This is a genomic window from Sporomusa sp. (genome assembly GCF_035561155.1).
Lineage (GTDB): Bacteria > Bacillota > Negativicutes > Sporomusales > Sporomusaceae > Sporomusa.
Genome location: NZ_DATMYD010000065.1, coordinates 16,444 through 36,470, shown reverse-complemented (window position 1 = coordinate 36,470; position 20,027 = coordinate 16,444). Strand labels below are relative to the sequence as shown.

Here is a 20,027-nt window from a genome sequence, read left to right as displayed (position 1 = left end):
TTATTAATACTATTCGCCGAACTGTAATAGTGTATTACAGTTCGGCGAATAGTATTTGTTTTATAGCGAAATCCATTTAAAAATACAACCCAATTTCCTTATAAAATGCACTTTCTCTGGCATTGGCACAATAATTGCTTTACCTATGTGCTGGGACTTTGGATAAAAGGAGGTGTAATTTTAAAAAGGAAGGTTCGTCAGCAGATAGTAAGCCGTATGAAATGGAGGAAAGAATTTGCAGTATCTGAGATCTGGATAGCAATAAAAACAAGTATGTTTTAGATTGTTTGCGGACGGAGGATAAATCTCCGGACAGACTCATCCCTAGTTGTTATTAGAGACCTGAATGAGGGGAAAGATCAGCTGCGGTGTTTGTTTTCGTATTTAACAGGCGTGACTCTTACTAGTAAGGAGCGTGTATGATGAGAAATAGTTCATTGTTAAAATTGACTATTTTGATAGCAAATTTTGCTTGCATGGCAGATATGGTGATTATCCCAGCGGCTGGCGGCATTTTTGCGGCTTTTCCAGACGCAGATCCGAAACTTCTGGATTTAATATTGACTGGACCGATGCTGGCCTCAATTGCTGGATCTCTCCTGTGTGGATTTCTTGCAAGATACTTTAGCAAAAAGTATATTTTAATAGGTGCTTATGTTCTTTTCATTATAGGAAGTTGTGGGGGTGCTTGGTTCGCCAATATATATTATGTACTCGTAATGAGGATGATTGTAGGGTTTGCTTACGGCTTTGTCCCCACGGGGATATTTGCCCTGGTTAGTGAATTGTATGAAGAGGAAGAAGAACGCAGCGTTATGGTTGGGCTGGTTACTGCAAGCGTGGCGATCTGGGGAATTATCTTGGCTTGCATATCAGGCTTTCTGGCGGTTGACGACTGGCGATATTCATACTATGTCTATTATGCGGCTATCCCAATTCTTCTTATGCTGGTTGTTTTTTTACCCAAAACACCGCCTGAAGGTTGTAACAAGGAGGTAGTGGAAGAAAGGATGCCTATTTTTAAGGTTGGCGGTGTAGCTCTAGCCTGTTTCGGATTTAACACATTGTATAACATAGTTGTCTACTATATAGCAATCTATTTGCAGGAAGCACAGATAGGAGACGCTTCTACGGCAGGAGTTATTACTTCGATGGGGACATTAGGATGTATGGTCTCTTCGCTCTTTTTTGGCAAGATTTATTCAGGGCTTAAAGGTGTTACAGCCGCTGTTGCTTATATTGCGATGGCGGTGGCCTTTATCATACTGAGTCACCCCGCCGATATATGGACTATTGGAGCCATGTGCCTTTTAACCGGAGCGGCCTTTGGAATTGGCATAAATTATTATTACATGCACTCCTCTATGATAGTGCCGCCTAGTATTATCTCTCTTGTCATGGCAATAATAGCCATTGCCATGAATCTAGGCACCTTTGCCTCATCGTATGCATTGACCCTTTTTCAAACAATAATGCATGTCCGGACGATAGCGCCAACATTTTTATATGTTGGGGTAATCTTTGGAATTTGGGGTGTTCTTTCAATTACATCGACCAAATTTTTTGCGAAAAAGTCTGATGGAATTGAAGTCTAACGATTTTTTAGCTGATATTAAGAAAATTTATTTTATTAGGAGGTTCATCATGAAAAATGGTCAAGATCTTTACAACGAACACTTAACCCGTTTCAACAAGGCGGTTGCCTTGGAAAAGACGGATCGGACACCGGTAATGTTTAACGCAAATGATTTCTGTGCCGTACAAAGGGGTGTTAAGCTGTCAGAGTTCAGTTTAGACATGACACTGGCCGGTCAAACAATCTTTGACTGCCTCCAAACGTTAGGTGACGTTGACGCCAATGAGTTTTTCGGGGCATATCCTCCCATAGTAGGCCTGGGAAATTTGTCCAAAGTAAAATTCGCCGGCAGAGGTCTGCCCGAAGATATGCCGCTGCAGATTGATGAAGCGGAATTGCTCACGCTTGAAGACTATGACACCATCTTAGACAAGGGATTTGAAGCCTTCTTTAATGATTTTACCGTCAACCGGCTCGGTTTTGATTTCGCAGAATTCGAAGCGATGATTCCCGCTATGATCGAAGCCCAAATGAAGTTTGTGCAAGCCGGTTATGTTACTTGCTCCACAGCAATGGCCAGCTTTGAGATTGACTATCTCAGCGGCGGCCGTACCATGAGAAAAATTGTTCACGATCTCTTTCGCATGCCTGACAAGCTCGAAGCGGTCATGGATGTTATTCATGACTATCACATCAACAGTTTGCGACAGCAAATACGGGAGGCAAAGCCCACCACAGTATTCACCGGGGCAGGACGCGGTGCCTGTGAATACTACTCTCCGAAAATTTGGGATCGTTTTGTCTGGAAATACTATAAAAAGATTGCCGATATGATCATTGAAGAAGGAGCCATTGTTCAGTGGCATATGGATGGCAATTATGAACGCGGCCTAGAGTACTTCCGCGATTTCCCCAAAGGAAAATGCATTTTCTGCCCCGATGGCGGGACAGATATTCGTAAGGTCAAAGAAGTTCTTGGCGATATGATGTGCATACGCGGCGATGTGCCGGCGGCGATGCTCGTACTGGGAACGCCTGATGAGGTATATAAATATGCCACTGATTTAATTAAGGATATGGGATCCGGCTTTATTATGAGTGCAGCCTGCATGGTTCCTATGAATGCTAAACTGGAAAACGTAAAAGCCATGGTCTCGGCGGCAACCGGTAAATAAAAAAGTTTATAGGCAATTTCTCTTTAGGAATGCCTTTGTGGAAACTCGTAAACCATTACTTTTATGCCTGGATCTTTATAAGAGTATGGATTCTTTCGCCATCACGGATTCATTAGATAAAGAATTTCAAAGCGTCTTGCTAGCTACACAAGTGCTGTTGGGCAGGATGGGTTGTTACGCAAATTCTCCAATGCTTACCCGTAATGGTCTTATTGGGTAATGTACTTTTGTAAGCATTCTCCGTGTTGCTCCGGGTTGAATTCGGATATACTGCTATTTTCTAATTCAAAATATGGGGGGGGAGAATTTATGAATAATAAGAAAAAAGTTACACTAGCTCTCGCGGCTGTTATGGCGCTTAGTGTAGCTGGGACAAGCTTGGCTGAAGATATGAATCCTTTTGATGAGGTTCCTGCCAAGCATTGGACATATGATCCCATGCAAACCTTGGCTAAAGCCGGCATCGTAGATGGCTATGGAGATGCTACTTTTAAAGGGGATAAACCGCTTACGCGATATGAAATGGCTATTATCGTAGCTAAGGCTATGTCTAAAGCTAAGTCCAGCCCCTTAGATCAAGAAACAAAAGATGCTTTGGAAAAACTAAAGACCGAATTTGGCGAAGAACTAAAAGCCCTGGGGGTTCGGGGAGTCGTGGAGAAACCATTGCCTTCAATATCGCCTTCAGATGCAGGTACGGTTCTGCGTTCTCCTGTTGGCAGTAAGGTTGATATTAGCGGGAATTATTCACTCCAGGGAAGGGGTATCCGCGATAAGATCGTTGGTGCTGATCAGCATGATAAATCATGGTTTCAACAACAAATACTTCTTAATCTTAACGTAAAAGTTGATAACAACACTTCTGTTTTCGCCCGTTTTGGCGATTGTAAGGTCTTTGGTAGTCATAATTTATCGTATGATGATGGTAATAGTCCACTTGATTGGTTTGGTGTCAAAGGCAATTTAGGGCACGTAGGCTATAGTGCTGGTCGCCAATCTGTAAATTTAGGACAAGGTTCTATTCTTTTTACAGGCTATGTTGCCCATGGTTGGACGAATATGTTTGATGGTGTTGTACTGACAGGGAAACTTGGCGATGCTGATATGCAGGTCATTGGCGGGAAAACTACCGGTACTGATGCTGTTTTTAATCCTTCTAAAGAGTGGTACGGTCTGGATGCAGGGCAGCAGCTTAATGATAAAGTTAGAATAGGGGTGGCATTTGCTAAAAATGGGACAGATCATGTGCGATACTATGCGGGCAATGCGAATATTACATATTCTCCAAAAGTTAGCATGAATGGAGAATATGTGAGGTCCAGCGCCAGCAATCTGAACAAGGGATATTTTATTAATAGCGTCTATAATTTTGATGCAAACAATAACTTTATTGTGCAATATAACAATGTGGATCAAAATGCTGTAGATTCAGTTAACGGCGGCATAGGTGGGTGGGGATATGCCTATGTAGGTCTAGGCCTGACTTCAGGTGAGGGTTACTCAGGATTTAGCTATACTTATAATAAGACCTTAAGCAAGAATCTGTCTTTCGTACTTTCATACTTGGATTTGAAAACTAAAGGTCGTGACGGGAGTGACAAGGAACTTGCATCAGGTGTTACCTGGACTTTCTAGTTCTAGAGCTTCTTTGCTTTATTGATTTGTGAGTTTTAAGATTAGCTGAAAAGAGCCGTAGCATTAGTAACGGTGCAGACTTGTGGCTGTCCAAAATAGGTTTTATGAACCTATCTTGGACAGCCCCTTCTTATTGTCATTTTTACACTTTCTTTACACCCCCAACGTGTTTCTGACAGCGCCTTTACTTCAATCATTATTACAATAAAGCTGCAGTAAGTTCATAGTCATAGGAGGAGTACAAATGGCCGATTTGTGGCTGGCAAGCCTAATTTCAAATTCAGGACTCACCTCTCTTGAAGTACACTATGATTTCTATATGAATAGTATAACGAAGAATAAGAATTAGAAAAAAAGCGAGGAAAACAAATATGTCTTCGTCAATCAAAGTAATGAGTGATGATGATAGTGGTTCAGGTTCACTTCGAGATGCGATTAGTACCGCCGTGTCAGGTGACACCATTATTTTCGATCCCGCCATCGATACGATCAAATTAACTAGTGGACAAATTAAGATTGATAAGAACTTAACCATTAACGGCCCTGGTGCAGATAAACTAAGAGTTAGCGGGGACAAGAAGAGTCGTGTGTTTGAAATTTCGGGTGGCGTTGAAGTAACTATTAAGGGAATCTCTATCATGAATGGTTTTACATTAGATGAGGGCGGCGCTATTCGCAATAATGGCATCCTCACCATTACGGATAGTACGATCTTTGATAATAGGGCAGATCATGGAGGTGCTATGTATAATAATGGCACCATCATCATTACAAATAGTACAATCTCGGATAACACGTGGATATATCTTGGAGGTGCTATCTTTAATAATAATGGCACCATCACCATCACAAATAGTACAATTTCTGATAACAGGGCAGCGGATGGTGGTGCTATCGCTAACTATGACACGATTACCATTAGAAACAGTACGCTTTATAACAATAGGGCAGATACTGTTGGGGGGGCTATTACTAACGATGGAATAATTACTATTACAGATAGTATGCTCTCAAATAATCACGCCGATGGTGGGGGGGTGCTATCTATCACTTAGACGGTACAATTGCCATTATAAACAGTACAATCTCTAACAATAAGGCAGGAAGTGGTGGGGCTATCATGAGTGATAATGGCACCATCAAGATTAGTTTTAGTACGATTGTTAAAAATCAAGTTCAGAACGCTGGTGCTAGTATTTATAATCGTGGCGCATCAGTAGCCTTTAAGAACTCGATTGTTGCCAAAAACGACGGTCCAAATTACGCGGGCAGCTATATTCAGATACATCAGTAAATAAACTGCTATAGCGAGACCTTTATTTCAGCATTATGTGCCTGGAATAGAGGTTTTTTTATTATGATCTTTACACTTTCTTTACACCCCCAATGTGTTTCTTGACAGCGCCTTTACTTCAATCAGTATTACAATAAAGCTGCAGTAAGTTCATAGTCATAGGAGGAGTACAAATGGCCGATTTGTGGCTGGCCGGCCTATTGGCGGCATTGCTTTTGGCATACCTAATTTATGCGCTTTTGAAACCGGAGGAGTTTTAATATGACAACAGATATCGTTTTATTTATTGTGTTTTTGGCTGTACTGTTTATCCTGGCCTGGCCGCTGGGAAGCTATATGGCCAACGTATTTTCATTGAAACAGACAATGTCTGACAGACTGTTTGTCCCTATTGAAAAGATCATCTACCGCTTGACCGGCGTAAATGATATGGCTGAGATGAATTGGAAAGAGTATGCGGTACACTTAGTTTTCTTCAATTTGTTTGGTATGGCAGCGGTTTACTTGATTCAGCTTTTACAAGGCTACCTGCCCTTTAACCCGGAAAACATGGCTGCAGTGGCGCCCTGGCATCTGGCCTTTAACACGGCTGTCAGCTTTATGACCAATACCAACTGGCAGGCCTACGGCGGCGAGTCTACCATGAGTTATTTTACACAGATGGCCGCGCTGACTGTGCAAAATTTTGTGTCGGCAGCGACCGGCCTGGCGGTGGCCGTGGCGCTCATCCGGGGTTTGACGCGCAAAACTACTGATAAAATCGGTAATTTCTGGGTTGACCTGGTGCGCGGTATAGTCAGGGTGCTGCTGCCACTAGCGATCATTTTCACGCTTTTCCTGGTGCAGCAGGGCGTATTGCAGAATTTGTCACCCTATATCACAGTGCAGACGCTGGAAGAAGCTGGACAAAAACTGGCAATGGGGCCGGTAGCGTCCCAAGAGGCCATCAAAATGCTGGGTACCAATGGTGGCGGCTTTTTTAACGCCAACTCGGCTCATCCTTTTGAAAATCCTACACCGTTAACTAACTTTATGCAAATAGTAAGCATTTTCCTTATCCCGACGGCGCTGTTGTTTACCTATGGGCAGCTGGCCCGCGATAAGCGGCAGGGCTATGCTGTATTGGGAGCTATGCTGCTCTTGTTTATCTGTATGTTAGGTGGTACTTATGCTAGTGAATTATATGGCAACCCCATTATGGGAGACTTGGGTATAAGCAGCCCTGCCTCACAGGAAGGCAAAGAAGTTCGCTTCGGCATTGGCGGATCGGCGCTGTTTGCTACTGTGACCACTGCCGCTTCCTGCGGCGCCGTTAACGCCATGCATGACAGTCTGACACCGCTCGGCGGCCTTATCCCTATGCTGCAACTGATGCTGGGGGAAGTAGTGGTAGGCGGGGTAGGCGCAGGTTTTTACGGCATGATGATGTATGTTGTCATGACTGTGTTTATTGTTGGTTTGATGGTAGGCCGCACTCCCGAATATCTTGGGAAGAAGATTGAAGCATGGGAAATGAAGATGGCTACGCTCGCTATCCTTATTCCGTCAGTAGCCATCCTTATTGGCAGCGCCATTGCTGCGGCGACTGAGGTGGGTACGTCATCAATCGCTAATCCCGGGCCGCATGGCTTGAGTGAAATTCTGTATGCGTTTGCTTCAGGTGCAGCTAACAACGGCAGTGCTTTTGGCGGCCTGACGGTTAACACGCTGTTTTATGACCTCATGCTTGCTCTCGCCATGCTGTTAGGGCGGTTTGGCGTTATTCTCCCGGTCTTGGCTATTGCCGGCAGTATGGCTGGCAAAAAAGTCTCGCCTGCGGGTCCAGGGACTTTCTGCACCACTGGATCGTTGTTTGTTGTATTGCTGGCCGGAGTAGTGCTTATTGTAGGTGCGCTCACCTTTTTGCCGGCGTTGGCATTAGGGCCAATTGTTGAGCACCTAATTATGCTGCAAGGCGCAACCTTTTAAAGGAGCATAGGATTATGAATAATAAAAGTAGTTTTGATAGACACATTATTGCGGGGGCGGTGCGCGATGCTTTTCGCAAGCTCAATCCGCGTGTGCAGATGAAAAATCCGGTTATGTTTATTGTCTTTGTTGGGGCGCTTTTAACGACCGGACTGATGTTGCGCGATATGGTGCAAGGCAGTGCCAACAACTTGTTTGCCTTACAAATTAATCTGTGGCTGTGGTTCACTGTTTTGTTCGCCAACTTTGCAGAAGCCATTGCCGAAGGACGAGGCAAAGCCCAAGCGCAGGCACTCAAAAATACCCGCAGTCAGACCAAAGCAAAAAAAATCACCAGTGATGGTGTGAAGGTTGTCGAAGCTACCGAACTTAAGAAAGGCGACCTGCTGTTAATTGAAGCAGGCGATGTAATTCCAAGCGACGGCGAAGTGGTGGAAGGCATGGCGACCGTGGATGAGAGCGCTGTCACCGGCGAATCGGCTCCTGTTATCCGGGAGTCGGGCGGTGATAAATCCTCGGTTACCGGCGGTACAAGGGTCTTATCAGATTGGCTTAAGGTACAGGTGACCGCTAATCCCGGTGAAACCTTCCTTGACCGGATGATTTCATTGGTGGAAGGCGCTAAACGTCAAAAGACACCCAATGAAATTGCGCTTACTATCCTGCTGGTGGGGCTTACCATTATCTTTCTTATTGCTGTTGCCACCCTCGAACCTTTTGCTATATACTCGGGCACGACTTTATCAATAACCGTGCTGAATGCGCTGTTGGTATGCCTGATACCCACTACGATCGGCGGACTTTTATCCTCCATCGGCATAGCCGGTATGGATAGGCTGCTAAAACGCAATGTGCTGGCCATGTCCGGCAGGGCGGTTGAAGCCGCTGGTGACGTTAATGTGCTCCTGCTGGACAAAACAGGTACCATTACCTTGGGTAACCGTATGGCTACTGAATTTATTCCTGCCCCTGGCGTGAGTGAGGCCGACATGGCCGATACTGCCCAGCTATCGTCTTTGGCTGACGAAACGCCCGAAGGACGGAGCATTGTTGTCTTGGCCAAAGAAAAGTATAACCTGCGGGAACGGGATCTAACGGCGCTTGGCGCAGAATTTGTACCCTTTACCGCCCAGACGCGTATGAGCGGGGTGAATATGAAAGGGCAAGAGGTGCGCAAAGGTTCGATTGACGCTATCCAAAAATATATTGCCGCCCAAGGCGGGGTGTTTCCTGATGCAGTGCGCACTGTTTGTGAAACCATTGCCAAAAGCGGTGGAACACCGCTGGTCGTGACGCGAAACGCGCAGGTGCTTGGGGCTATCCACCTCAAGGATATTGTCAAAGGTGGTATTAAGGAAAGGTTCCGGGAGCTAAGGCAAATGGGGATAAAGACAGTTATGATTACTGGCGATAACCCTTTAACTGCCGCCGCTATTGCCGCCGAAGCCGGGGTGGATGACTTTTTGGCTGAAGCTACGCCGGAGGCCAAGCTCAAAATGATTCGCGACTATCAGGACAAAGGCATGCTTGTCGCTATGACAGGCGACGGCACCAATGATGCGCCGGCCCTGGCGCAAGCTGACGTAGGTGTGGCCATGAACAGCGGCACCCAGGCTGCCAAAGAGGCTGGCAACATGGTGGACTTAGATTCCAATCCCACCAAACTGATCGAGGTTGTGGAAATCGGCAAGCAGCTTTTAATGACGCGCGGATCGCTCACTACCTTCAGCATTGCCAATGATGTGGCCAAATACTTTGCCATTATTCCAGCCCTGTTTACCGGAGCCTATCCGGCTCTGGGCATGTTTAACATCATGCGGCTGGCTACGCCGGAAAGCGCTATTCTGAGTGCCGTCATCTTTAACGCCTTGATTATCATTGCGCTTATCCCGCTCGCTTTAAAGGGCGTAAAATATCAGCCGGTGGGCGCTGATGTGATTTTGCGCAGAAACCTTATTATCTATGGTCTTGGCGGTCTGATTGTGCCTTTTGCCGGTATTAAAATCATCGATTTGCTGTTGGTTGCCCTAGGTTTAGTATAAAAACATTTAAAGGAAGATGATGCCACAATGTGGAAATCAATGATAAATTCATTAATGATGGTTATAGTATTAACTGTTCTGACCGGTATAGCCTATCCCTTAGCTATGACAGCTCTGGCGCAAACGCTGTTGCCGCAGCAGGCAAATGGCTCGCTTATTACCAAGGACGGTCAAGTGATAGGTTCCAGATTAATCGGTCAAAACTTTACCAGCCCAGGCTATTTCCATGGCCGTCCGTCCGCTGCCGGTGCTGATGGCTATGATGCAGCCTCGTCTTCAGGTTCTAATCTCGGGCCGACTAACCAAAAGCTAAAAGCTGCTGTAGCTGAGCGTATAACGAATACCAAAAGCGAAAACAACTTACCCCAAGACAGTAGTATCCCCGGAGATTTAGTGTTGGCGTCAGCCAGTGGTCTTGATCCTCACATTAGCCCGGCATCAGCCTATCTGCAGGTGGAACGGGTGGCAACCGAGCGGGGCTTACCGTTTGCTCAAGTACGCTCCTTAGTGGACAGCCATACCGCAAGTCGCCAGTTCGGCTTTTTAGGTGAACCGCGTGTCAATGTGCTGGAACTGAATTTAGCGCTGGATGTAATGAAGCGCTAGTTTTTTTGGACTGCTCTTTATAAAGTAAGACTTAGCTTCAGGTGGGGTTTTAACCCCACCTGAAGTTTAGTCGACCTTATCCAGGGACTTAGCCGCTCTTAACTCCCACTTATAGAAGAGGGAGTCTTAGAGCGGCTTGGTCATCGGATAAAGTTGGGGCAGCCCCTATGCTATAGCTGGAGGGAGAGGCAGCATGCCTAAAGATAAAGCCGACAATCGTCCCAATCCGGATGCGTTACTGGAAAAAATTCATAAAGAGACTAAAGGAAAGCTAACAGTCTTTTTAGGAGCGGCAGCCGGTGTCGGTAAGACCTTCACCATGCTGGAAGCTGCGCATGACCGGCTGGCCGGGGGTGTCAATGTCGTTATTGGCTGGATTGAAACCCATGGGCGGGCCGAGACTGAGAAGTTGGTGGCAGGTTTGCCGTGTATGGCCCCGAAAATCATAGAATACCGGGGTAAAGAACTGAAAGAAATGGACACTGATGCCCTGCTGCGCGAAAAGCCGGAGTTGGTGCTGGTAGATGAACTAGCCCATACAAATATTCCCGGCTCCCGCCATGTCCGGCGGTTTCAGGATGTCGAGGAACTCTTAGCCGCCGGTATTAATGTCTATACCACCCTAAATATTCAGCACATTGAAAGCCTTAATGACGTAGTGGCGCAAATTACCGGTGTTATCGTAAGGGAAACAGTGCCTGATTCTGTTGTGGAGCAGGCCGATAATATCCAGTTGATTGATATTCCGCCCGAAGACTTGATTAAGCGGCTTAAGGAAGGTAAAGTCTATGTTCCGGGCCAAGTCGAACAGGCATTAAAAAAGTTTTTCCGTCCTGGCAACATTAATGCCTTGCGGGAACTAGCCCTCAGGTTTACAGCCAGCCGTGTTGATCAAGATATGGCTGAATATATGCGGTCACATCAAATCGCCGGTCCCTGGCCTGCTGCCGGGCGGGTTATGGTGTGTGTCAGTGCCAGTCCGTTTTCGGCTCAACTTATCCGGGCGGCCCGGCGATTGTCAGGCGGATTGCATGCCGACCTGCTGGCTGTGCATATTGAGACCATGGGTCGCCGGTTTCCGATGGGAGACAAGGAACGCGACAGGGTAGCCCGCAACCTTCGTCTGGCTGAGGAGCTTGGCGGAAAAACCCTTACTGTTGTGGGAAAAGACCTGGTACAGGAGATATTGGACGTAGCGCGGAGTCATAATGTAACGGCTATTGTTATCGGCAAACCGCATCATAGCCGCCTGTGGGAGCTACTGCACGGCTCGTTGGTTGATAAGCTCATCAGGAAAAGCAGTGGCATCAACGTCTATGTGATTCAGGGCGTTGCCGAAGAAGATCAAGCGGCCAGCATCAAGACGGCACTGCCTGCTCCGCCGGCCATACCTTGGCTCTATACCTTTGGCGGTTTAGCCATGACGGCAGCTGTTACTGCTGGCAGCTGGTACTTTCAGGCACAGCTGGAATTGGTGAATATCGCTCTGTTGTATCTGCTGCCTGTCTTGCTGACAGCCGAGTGGTGGGGGCGCTGGCCATCATATATTACTGCAGTGGCAAGTGTAATGGCTTTTGACTTTTTATTTGTGCCGCCTATTCTCAACTTCACAGTCTATGACATGCGCTATCTTTGGAGCTTTCTTATTTTTTTAGTTGTATCTTTTCTCATTGGCGGGCGTACAGAGCTTCTTAGACGGGAAGCCCAGGCCGCCCGGCAACGCGAGAAAAGTATCCGCGCGCTCTATGAATTTAGCCGGCAAATTGCTGCGGTTTCAGATATGGCACGGATTGCTCAGGAATTGGCTAACCATGCCGGAGAAACCATTGGCCGCACAACCGTCGTGCTGCTGCCTGATGACAAAGGTAAGCTCAATGTTCAAGGTGCCTTTAATGCTACCCGATCTGTTGAGCAAAATAAGTCTCAGGTCTTACCTGAAGCTGAATATGCTGTAGCTGTGTGGGCGTATGAGCAAGGGCAGGTGGCAGGACGGTCCACCGAAACGCTGCCTGGCGCACAGTATCTTTTTGTGCCGCTCGTTACCGGTGATAAGGCAGGCGGCGTATTTGGCGTGCACATCGCCAATCAAAAAGTCACTCCCGAAGAACGGCGGTTGATTGATTCTTGGGCCGGTCTTGCAGCCATTGCCGTAGAGCGGGTAAAGCTAGCGGAAACAGCGCGGCAGGCAGCACTGCTGGCAGAGTCTGACAAACTACGGACAGCTTTATTTAACTCAATCTCCCATGAACTGCGCACCCCGCTCTCAACTATTACCGGCGCTGTGTCCACCCTGTTAGATACTGGCGTTGAATATAGCAAGGACATCCGGTGTGAACTATTGGAAACCGTTCAGGAAGGTGCCAGCCGGATGGAAAGGGTAGTGAGCAATCTCTTAGACACTGCCCGCCTGGAGAGCGGCATGCTGCGCCTTAAGACCGACTGGTGCGATGTGGAAGATATTGTAGGTACTGCCTTGCGCCGGATGGGGGATATGCCCAGGAAATATCTTATAAAAACGACGCTGGCTGACGATCTGCCACTTATTCGCGCTGATTGTGTGCTGCTGGAACAAGTATTGGTAAACTTTATTGATAATGCTGTCAAATATTCCACAGTGGGCAGTGCCATAACTATTGCCGCTTGGCAACAGGGCAACATGATTAAAGTGTCAGTATCAGATAATGGTCCCGGTATACCTGAAGTCGACTTACCACATGTTTTTGAAAAGTTTTATCGTGCCAGACAGCCTAGCCGGGTGTCTGGCACCGGCTTGGGTTTATCGATATGTAAAAGCATTGTTGAAGCCCATGGCGGACAAATTTGGGCTGAAAACCGTCCGGAAGGGGGAGCCACTGTCAGCTTTTCCCTCCCTATCCGGGGCGATGGTGCGATCATTCCAGCCGAGGCAGGTGAATTACTCTGACAGGTCAGGGTCTTAGAGTCCTTATCATTGATGACGAACCTCAAATCCGTAAACTGCTTAAAGTCTCTTTGAGCGCTCATGGTTATGCTCTTGATGAAGCAGCCACAGGGCATGATGGTGTTGCACGTGCAGCGGTTTTTAAACCGGACATCCTAATTGTTGATCTGGGCCTGCCTGATATGGACGGCAAGGCTGTCATTAGAGAAATCAGGGAGTGGTCACAGGCCCCGGTTATCATTTTGACTGCCCGCGACCAAGAGCAGGAAAAGATTGAAGCCTTAGATGCCGGGGCTGATGACTATGTAACTAAACCATTTGGTATGGGTGAACTCATGGCGCGCATGCGCGTATGTCTGCGACGAATGGCAGCTTCCGAAGGCGAGCCGGTTTTGACGTGCGGTGGTCTTGCTGTCGATTTGGTGCAGCGCCGCGTGACGGTGGATGGCCGGGAAATCAAACTTACCCCCACTGAGTATGAGATAATAAAACTTATGGCTCAGCAGGCTGGCCGGGTATTGACGCACAAGCAGCTGTTAAAAGCGGTCTGGGGTAATGCTTATAATGAAGATACCCATTATATTCGGGTGTATATTGGTCAGCTGCGGCGAAAGATTGAGGATGATCCTGCGCAGCCACGCTATATTATTACCGAATCAGGAGTAGGTTACCGCCTTATGGGCCGGTAGTAAGAAAGGCATTTCGGTGGTTACCCATTTTTCGGTTGCCGTCCATCTGCGTTGTTTTCCTCAGGAGCGCGCTTAAATTGGTCGGACAAGCGTAAACACGCAGATGGCGCTAACGGAGATTGGTCAATTGCTCGGTGGACTAAGTGAATCTATGATACGTTAAACACTGAAAGGACATTGACTGTTTAAGTCAATGTCCTTTCAGATTGCCCTAAAACAATTACGTAGTTTTCTGTTTCACTGCCGGCTTGGGACCAAAGCAACGCAGGATGCGGCAAGCTTCATCACTGTTTTTTCGGATGGCAAGTTCTTTGATTTGTGCAGGCAAAAAGAACTGGTCACCTTTTTGGAAGCTTTGCGTCGCTCCGTCAGCGCAAATGGTTCCCTGGCCGGATAATACATAGATTCCCGAAAAACCTACCTCTGCATCCAATTGCAGCGAAGTACCAATCTCCAACTCAGTCATGCGGAAATAATCGGTATTCCGGTAGCCGATCAGTTCGGTTTCACGACTGCTCTGCTCCTCACGCAATACAGCGGGCGGGATTTTCCAGCGATTTTGGGTCTCTTCCCTTGTAAAGCCGCCGTAGGTAAAGCAGTCAAACATCCGATCAAAACCTAGTCCTTGGTGACACATAAAATCTTCCACCTGAAACCCGGAAGGTGTTGCCCGTTCCACACGGAGGGTATAATCGGTCGGCTCCTGAATTTCCACCAGGAAACAGCCCGCGCCGATGGCATGCGGGATGCCTCCCTCAATGAGAAAGGTATCTCCGTTATGTACTTCAAAGCGGTGCAGGCAATCGAGCATCCCCGGCAAATCCTGACGTTCGAATAAATCCTGCCATTGTTCGCGTGTTACACCTGGCTTAAAACCAAGATAGATGCAGGGGGGCTGCCCGTTAATTATCCTGCCGCCAAGAATGTGCCAGCACTCGGTTTTACCGAAGTCTGACTGAAAAAGTTCTTTTGCTGTAGGACGGCCAGGGTGTACCTGTACAGTCAGCCGTTCTGCGGAATCAATGAGTTTAACCAATACACCGGTGTTGTTCCCGAAACAGGCAGCGTGTTCTTCACCTAAATAAGCAGCGGGATTAGATCCAATCAGGGATTTGAGTGATACAGGTGGTGTCACTCCTGCAAGCATACTTAGTCCTTCGTCTTTAATATCCTCACGTCCGGCGTTGCGTGCAGATACCACCGACATCATCCACTCTTCGGGAAAATGGCCGTCTTCGGTTCCAGTTAAGCCGTATAATTCATCAAGCAGCTTGCCTCCGAGATAGGTGCGCCACGCTCGTGCTGAAGATAGTTTAATTGCTGTTGCTCTGTCCATAGCAAAATTCCTCCTTTATTATCGATTTTGAAATAATTTCTATGTAGTTAACTCTGGTATGATAGGTACTCCTTTTATTTGGTTAGCCGGCAAATTGCTTCTTGCTATTGTCAGCAATGAGTCGCTAGCTGCCGACAATACATTATCGCCATTATAGTCAGGAGAAAACTTGCGCGTCAAGGTTGATTACGGGCGTTGCAACCCCATATGTTACGCAAAACTGGATAGGGTTACCTATTGCTGCGATAAATGAAAGATTTCGAAAATATTTGTCATTTAGATAATTTTGATATTGTATTACACTAATATATTAGTGTAATATATTAGTGTAATCATTTAGGTAGTAAGAAATAAATATGGGTAAGGGGGGGCTCGTTGGAAGCAGCAGGTCAAACTTTTGTTTGTATGAAGTTTGAATCTTGCTGCAGGGATGGTAACAGGGATACTTCGAATTAAAAGGGAGGAATAAAGTTATGTTTGACATGATTGCGGGTAGTTTATTGCTCATCACATTTATGATTCTGATCTACTATTGTATGAAGGGCGGAAATTTACTTGTCGGCTTTATCGTAACTTCTATACTTTGGTGCTTTATTGGTCAGGTGCCGATGCCTACTGTTGTAACAGATGTTTTTCAGAAATCTGTAGAAAGTTATGGTGCCACGATTGCTATTATCGTATTTGGTGCATGGTTTGGGCGCATCCTTGTTGATACCGGGATTGCGGGCTATATTATCAAGAAAACCGTTGAACTGGCCGGTGACAAACCCCTCATTACCGCCTTACTCTTATGCACTGTCTGTGCCTTGATTTTTACCAGCGCGTTCGGTGTTGGTTCTGTTATGGCAATTGGTATGATTGTTCTTCCTATCCTGTTCTCATTAGGTGTGGATAAAAAAACTGCGTTAGGCGCTTATTTACTAGCCGTTGCAGCCGGTATGTATCTCAACATCGCTTATGTAAGTCAATTTTTTGCTGTGTTTAAAACCATAAAATATGATGATACTTACATCCATTTTGCGGTGATCGCAACCATCGTGCATGTTGTCGTGATGTTAGCATTTATTACTTTCAATTATCTGCGTGCCCAAAAAGGCGGCAGAGCCCGTGCATGGGCGGCAAGCACTGCTCCGCAAATGCAGGAGGGCAAAGCTACTAGTCTTAGCTTTTACTGTATGATCGTGCCCTTTATACCCATAATTATGGTGGCATTTTTCAAATGGCAGCCGGTGCCTGCATTCCTAATGGGTATCTTCTTAGGTTTACTCTTGACCCACAATATGGGCTCTTACAAATTGGCAGTGGAAAAAATCCAAAAAACCCTGTATGATGGCATCGCCGACAGCGGACTTTTGATTGGTATGTTGTACGGTGTAAATATTTTCCAAGCTGCAGCTAAGCAGGTTTCTCCTATCCTACAACATATGCTCGGCGGATTTATTCCTACCACGCCTGTTGTTATTGTGGCCGTCTTCTGCATCCTAGCGCCGCTGGCACTCTTCCGCGGGCCATTGATGATTTGGGGCTCAGGAATTGCCTTGGTTTCCATCTTTCAGGCGATGGGCCTTTTCAATGAACATTTCTTATTTGCTTTATTCCTCATTCCACCTGTTGCCATTGTGGCCAGTTCCTGTCCGACCCAGTCGTGGAGCATGTGGGGTTTGAGTTATGCAAAGGTGGAACCACAGCAATATCTTAAAACAAACCTGCCTTGGGCATGGTTGATTTTGATCATTGTTGAGATTCTGGCTTATGTTATGGTTGGAAATAGTTAATCAGCAATATAAGGAGCCGGCTCAGACCACGTAGATAGGCTGGCCGGCTTTTTCCAAAAACGAAGCAAAAAATAATGATAGTTGGGCTTGTACCAGACATACCAGCAGGATTGTCAGATTCAGCGTTTTTCCTCGGCTGGAAAGTCTGGGATACCTAAACATTTCGGAGGATTATATTTATGAGCAACAGAGCAATTCGCATCGGCATTGATGTTGGCGGCACTCACACCAAAGCTGTCGCAATTGATAACAGTACAAACGAAATTGTGGGCAAAGGCTCGGTTATGACTACCCATCACCACGAACGCGGCGTGGCTGCAGGTGTTGTGGAGGCATTTCAGAAATGTCTTGCCGAGAATGACATTAAGCCTGAAGAGGTTATCTTTATCGCACACAGTACCACACAAGCCACCAATGCCCTGTTGGAGGGAGATGTGGCCCGTGTAGGCGTGATTGGTGTGGGCGGAGGCTGGATTGAGGGCTACCTTGCCAAAAAGCAGACTAGGATAAAAGATATCGACCTTGGTACCGGCAAGTTTATCGAAATTGACCATACCTATTTAAAAGTGAAGGAAATGTCCCAGGAGAAGGTTACAGATACCATAAAAGAACTGGTTAATCAAGGAGATCGCGTAATTGTTGCCAGTAAAGCTTTCGGTGTGGATAACATGAAAGAAGAACGCCTTGTGGCAGAGGAAGCAGAAAAACAAGGTATTCCTTGCAGTATGGCGTCGGATATTACCAAACTGTATGGTTTGACGACGCGTACCCGCACTGCCGCATTGAACGCCTCCATTCTGCCGAAAATGCTGGAAACTGCCAATTCTACAGAAGAGAGCGTACGTGCTACCAACATCAAGGTTCCCTTGATGATTATGCGTGGCGATGGCGGTGTTATGGAAATCGGTGAAATGAAAAAGCGTCCGATTCTGACGATGTTATCTGGTCCCGCGGCTAGCGTCATTGGTGCTTTGATGTACCTGCGTGCTTCAAACGGTATTTATTTTGAGGTAGGCGGTACGTCCACAAATATCGGCGTCATCAAGAATGGACGCCCGACTGTCGATTATTCCATCATAGGTGGACACCGCACCTATGTAAATAGCCTTGATGTACGCGTGTTAGGTGTTGCAGGGGGGAGCATGGTACGCGCCAAAAAGGGTGCAGTCATTGATGTAGGACCACGTTCTGCACATATTGCCGGTGTGGGCTATGCCAGCTTTACGGCTCCTGAGCTGTTTGACGGGGCGACACTGTATCATATAAAACCTCGTGAAAACGATTCGACCGACTATGTGGTCATCAGGTTGAACAACGGTGAGAGCGTAGCGATCACCAACACTTGTGCGGCAAATGTACTGGGTATTCTGGAGGAAACCGATTACGCACGCGGCAACTACGAATCAAGCTGCAAAGCCATGCAGCTTTTAGCCGACGAAGTGGGCATGTCCATTGAAGAAACTGCCAAAGCCATCCTGACAAAGTCCTGTGAAAAGATTATACCTGTCATCGAGGACCTGATTACTAAATATAAAATTGAGCGTGAACAGATTGTACTTGTTGGTGCCGGAGGCGGTGCAGGTACCCTCTTAACCTTTACGGCCAACATGCTGGATTTTAAATACCAAATTCCTAAAAACGCTGAGGTAATATCCTCCATTGGTGTGGCTCTGGCTATGGTGCGTGAGATGGTGGAAAGAACCATTACCAGTCCGACTGCAGCTGACATTGCCCAACTTAAAAAAGAGGCTAAGGAACTTGCCATGAATAGCGGTGCGGTGGAAGACAGCATTGAGGTATATGTCGAGATTGATGAACAAGCTCAAAAGGTGACTGCGATTGCCATGGGCTCGACCGAAGTAAAAACCACCGACCTAATGAAAAATTGCAGCGAGGAAGAAGCCATTGATATTGCTGCAGAGTCGATTGGTATTGCTAGGAATGAAGTGAAACTGGCTGCTTCTAACGGCTTTATCTTTGTGGTAACAGCCCAAAAGAATGGCAAATCACCAGTGCGGGTTATCGATAAGAAAGGCTTTATTAAGATTCAGCGGGCTAATGGTTTTGTAGAATGTACTACCATGAAAGAGGCTGCCGATACCCTTAAAAGGATGTGGGACACTACCAGCAATTTCTCCAGGGAAGTGCGTATCAATCCAGATGTATACGTCATAGCCGGTTCACGGGTGCTGGACTATTCCGGCATTCCCGAGTTTACTCAGGTTTCCGGTCTGATTGAAGCTGAGCTATGCGACCAGGCACCGGAGGATGAACTGATTTTGGTGCTGGCCCGCAATGAGTTGGCATGATACCGGCGAAATATGACCTGGAAACACTGCACCGGGGTGCGCAGACGGCACTGGAATGCTCCGACGCCGTATGGTACCACAGTACACTCAAAAGTGACCTTTGCGGTTGCAGACTCAGCAGTGAGGAGGAGTCTAAAGTCATAGACGGTGCGATGCAAACCGCTGCCAACATGGCTCAGCGTGTTGCGGCACAGTATGGTCAGCTTTCGCCGCAGGAGCTTTTAGAGGCAATGAATATAAAACTTGTGTATACTGCCGAAGAATTGCGGGAGCCATACCTGTATATGGGGCTATACGAGCCGGCTATTCGGACAATTACCTTAAATGACAGTCCAATTTTGCTCATAAGGCAATTTATAAGGGAAACTGGATTAGCAGTTTTTACTCCCGAAGAGGATATTATCCGTGTTGCTCTGCTTCATGAAATTTTTCACGCACTGGAAGAGGAGACTCCTGACATTTATACGCGCAGCGGCATGCTGGAGCGCAAGTTGCTGGGGATCTTTCCCTATAAGCGTGGACTGAGTGGTGTATCAGAGGTAGGGGCGGTGCATTTTTCTAAATGCATGGCGGGTGTTTCCTATTCGCCCTGTATATATGAACGTTATTTATTAATGGCACTAAACTTGTTATCAATTGATTTTTTGCCGCCGAACGTGTAAAATGAAAAAAAAGGTAAAACTGTGGCGGCATTGGAAGGAG

General features: G+C 46.7%; 15 protein-coding genes. 14 read left to right on the top strand and 1 reads right to left on the bottom strand.

Annotated features, from left to right (window positions below; all coding sequences use genetic code 11):
• Positions 1-419 precede the first annotated feature (419 nt).
• From VN447_RS07605 to VN447_RS07560, 11 genes are all read left to right on the top strand, one after another.
• Complete coding sequence (locus tag VN447_RS07605) at positions 420-1,595, top strand: MFS transporter (protein ID WP_325524403.1); 1,176 nt, start codon at positions 420-422, stop codon at positions 1,593-1,595.
• Between the two features lie 49 nt (positions 1,596-1,644).
• The gene (locus VN447_RS07600) at positions 1,645-2,751 is read left to right on the top strand and encodes a uroporphyrinogen decarboxylase family protein (protein ID WP_325524401.1); all 1,107 of its coding nucleotides are present in this window, start codon (positions 1,645-1,647) and stop codon (positions 2,749-2,751) included.
• A gap of 309 nt (positions 2,752-3,060) precedes the next feature.
• Positions 3,061-4,386, top strand: coding sequence for an S-layer homology domain-containing protein (locus VN447_RS07595; protein ID WP_325524399.1), 1,326 nt, complete (start codon positions 3,061-3,063; stop codon positions 4,384-4,386).
• 371 nt (positions 4,387-4,757) lie between these two features.
• Entirely contained in the window at positions 4,758-5,441 is a 684-nt protein-coding gene (locus tag VN447_RS07590; RefSeq protein ID WP_325524397.1) for a right-handed parallel beta-helix repeat-containing protein, read from the top strand.
• Positions 5,429-5,680, top strand: coding sequence for a hypothetical protein (locus tag VN447_RS07585; RefSeq protein WP_325524406.1), 252 nt, complete (start codon positions 5,429-5,431; stop codon positions 5,678-5,680). Before VN447_RS07590 ends, VN447_RS07585 begins: the two co-directional genes overlap by 13 nt.
• A 173-nt stretch (positions 5,681-5,853) precedes the next feature.
• Positions 5,854-5,940, top strand: coding sequence for a K(+)-transporting ATPase subunit F (gene kdpF, locus VN447_RS23285; protein ID WP_414714894.1), 87 nt, complete (start codon positions 5,854-5,856; stop codon positions 5,938-5,940).
• 1 nt (position 5,941) lies between these two features.
• Positions 5,942-7,648: a potassium-transporting ATPase subunit KdpA gene (gene kdpA / locus VN447_RS07580; protein WP_325524396.1), complete on the top strand. Its 1,707-nt coding sequence runs from the start codon at positions 5,942-5,944 to the stop codon at positions 7,646-7,648.
• Between the two features lie 14 nt (positions 7,649-7,662).
• Positions 7,663-9,690 (top strand): potassium-transporting ATPase subunit KdpB, encoded by a 2,028-nt coding sequence (gene kdpB / locus VN447_RS07575; protein WP_325524394.1) that lies wholly within the window; start codon positions 7,663-7,665, stop codon positions 9,688-9,690.
• Positions 9,691-9,729: 39 nt separating this feature from the next.
• Complete coding sequence (gene kdpC / locus VN447_RS07570; protein WP_325524392.1) at positions 9,730-10,296, top strand: potassium-transporting ATPase subunit KdpC; 567 nt, start codon at positions 9,730-9,732, stop codon at positions 10,294-10,296.
• A 193-nt stretch (positions 10,297-10,489) separates the two neighbouring features.
• Entirely contained in the window at positions 10,490-13,219 is a 2,730-nt protein-coding gene (locus VN447_RS07565) for a sensor histidine kinase KdpD (RefSeq protein WP_325524390.1), read from the top strand.
• Positions 13,210-13,905, top strand: coding sequence for a response regulator (locus VN447_RS07560; RefSeq protein WP_325524404.1), 696 nt, complete (start codon positions 13,210-13,212; stop codon positions 13,903-13,905). Before VN447_RS07565 ends, VN447_RS07560 begins: the two co-directional genes overlap by 10 nt.
• 220 nt (positions 13,906-14,125) lie before the next feature.
• On the opposite strand, the gene VN447_RS07555 is transcribed toward VN447_RS07560, so the two are convergent.
• The gene (locus VN447_RS07555; protein WP_325524388.1) at positions 14,126-15,241 is read right to left on the bottom strand and encodes a hypothetical protein; all 1,116 of its coding nucleotides are present in this window, start codon (positions 15,239-15,241) and stop codon (positions 14,126-14,128) included.
• 473 nt (positions 15,242-15,714) lie between these two features.
• On the opposite strand from VN447_RS07555, the gene VN447_RS07550 reads away from it, so the two are divergent.
• From VN447_RS07550 to VN447_RS07540, 3 genes are all read left to right on the top strand, one after another.
• Positions 15,715-17,016 (top strand): hypothetical protein, encoded by a 1,302-nt coding sequence (locus VN447_RS07550; protein WP_325524386.1) that lies wholly within the window; start codon positions 15,715-15,717, stop codon positions 17,014-17,016.
• A 179-nt stretch (positions 17,017-17,195) separates the two neighbouring features.
• Positions 17,196-19,325, top strand: a complete 2,130-nt coding sequence (locus VN447_RS07545; RefSeq protein WP_325524384.1) for a hydantoinase/oxoprolinase family protein — start codon at positions 17,196-17,198, stop codon at positions 19,323-19,325.
• Positions 19,322-19,987 carry a hypothetical protein gene (locus tag VN447_RS07540; RefSeq protein ID WP_325524383.1) on the top strand — a complete coding sequence of 222 codons (666 nt, stop codon included), beginning with the start codon at positions 19,322-19,324 and terminating at the stop codon, positions 19,985-19,987. Before VN447_RS07545 ends, VN447_RS07540 begins: the two co-directional genes overlap by 4 nt.
• Positions 19,988-20,027: the final 40 nt, after the last annotated feature.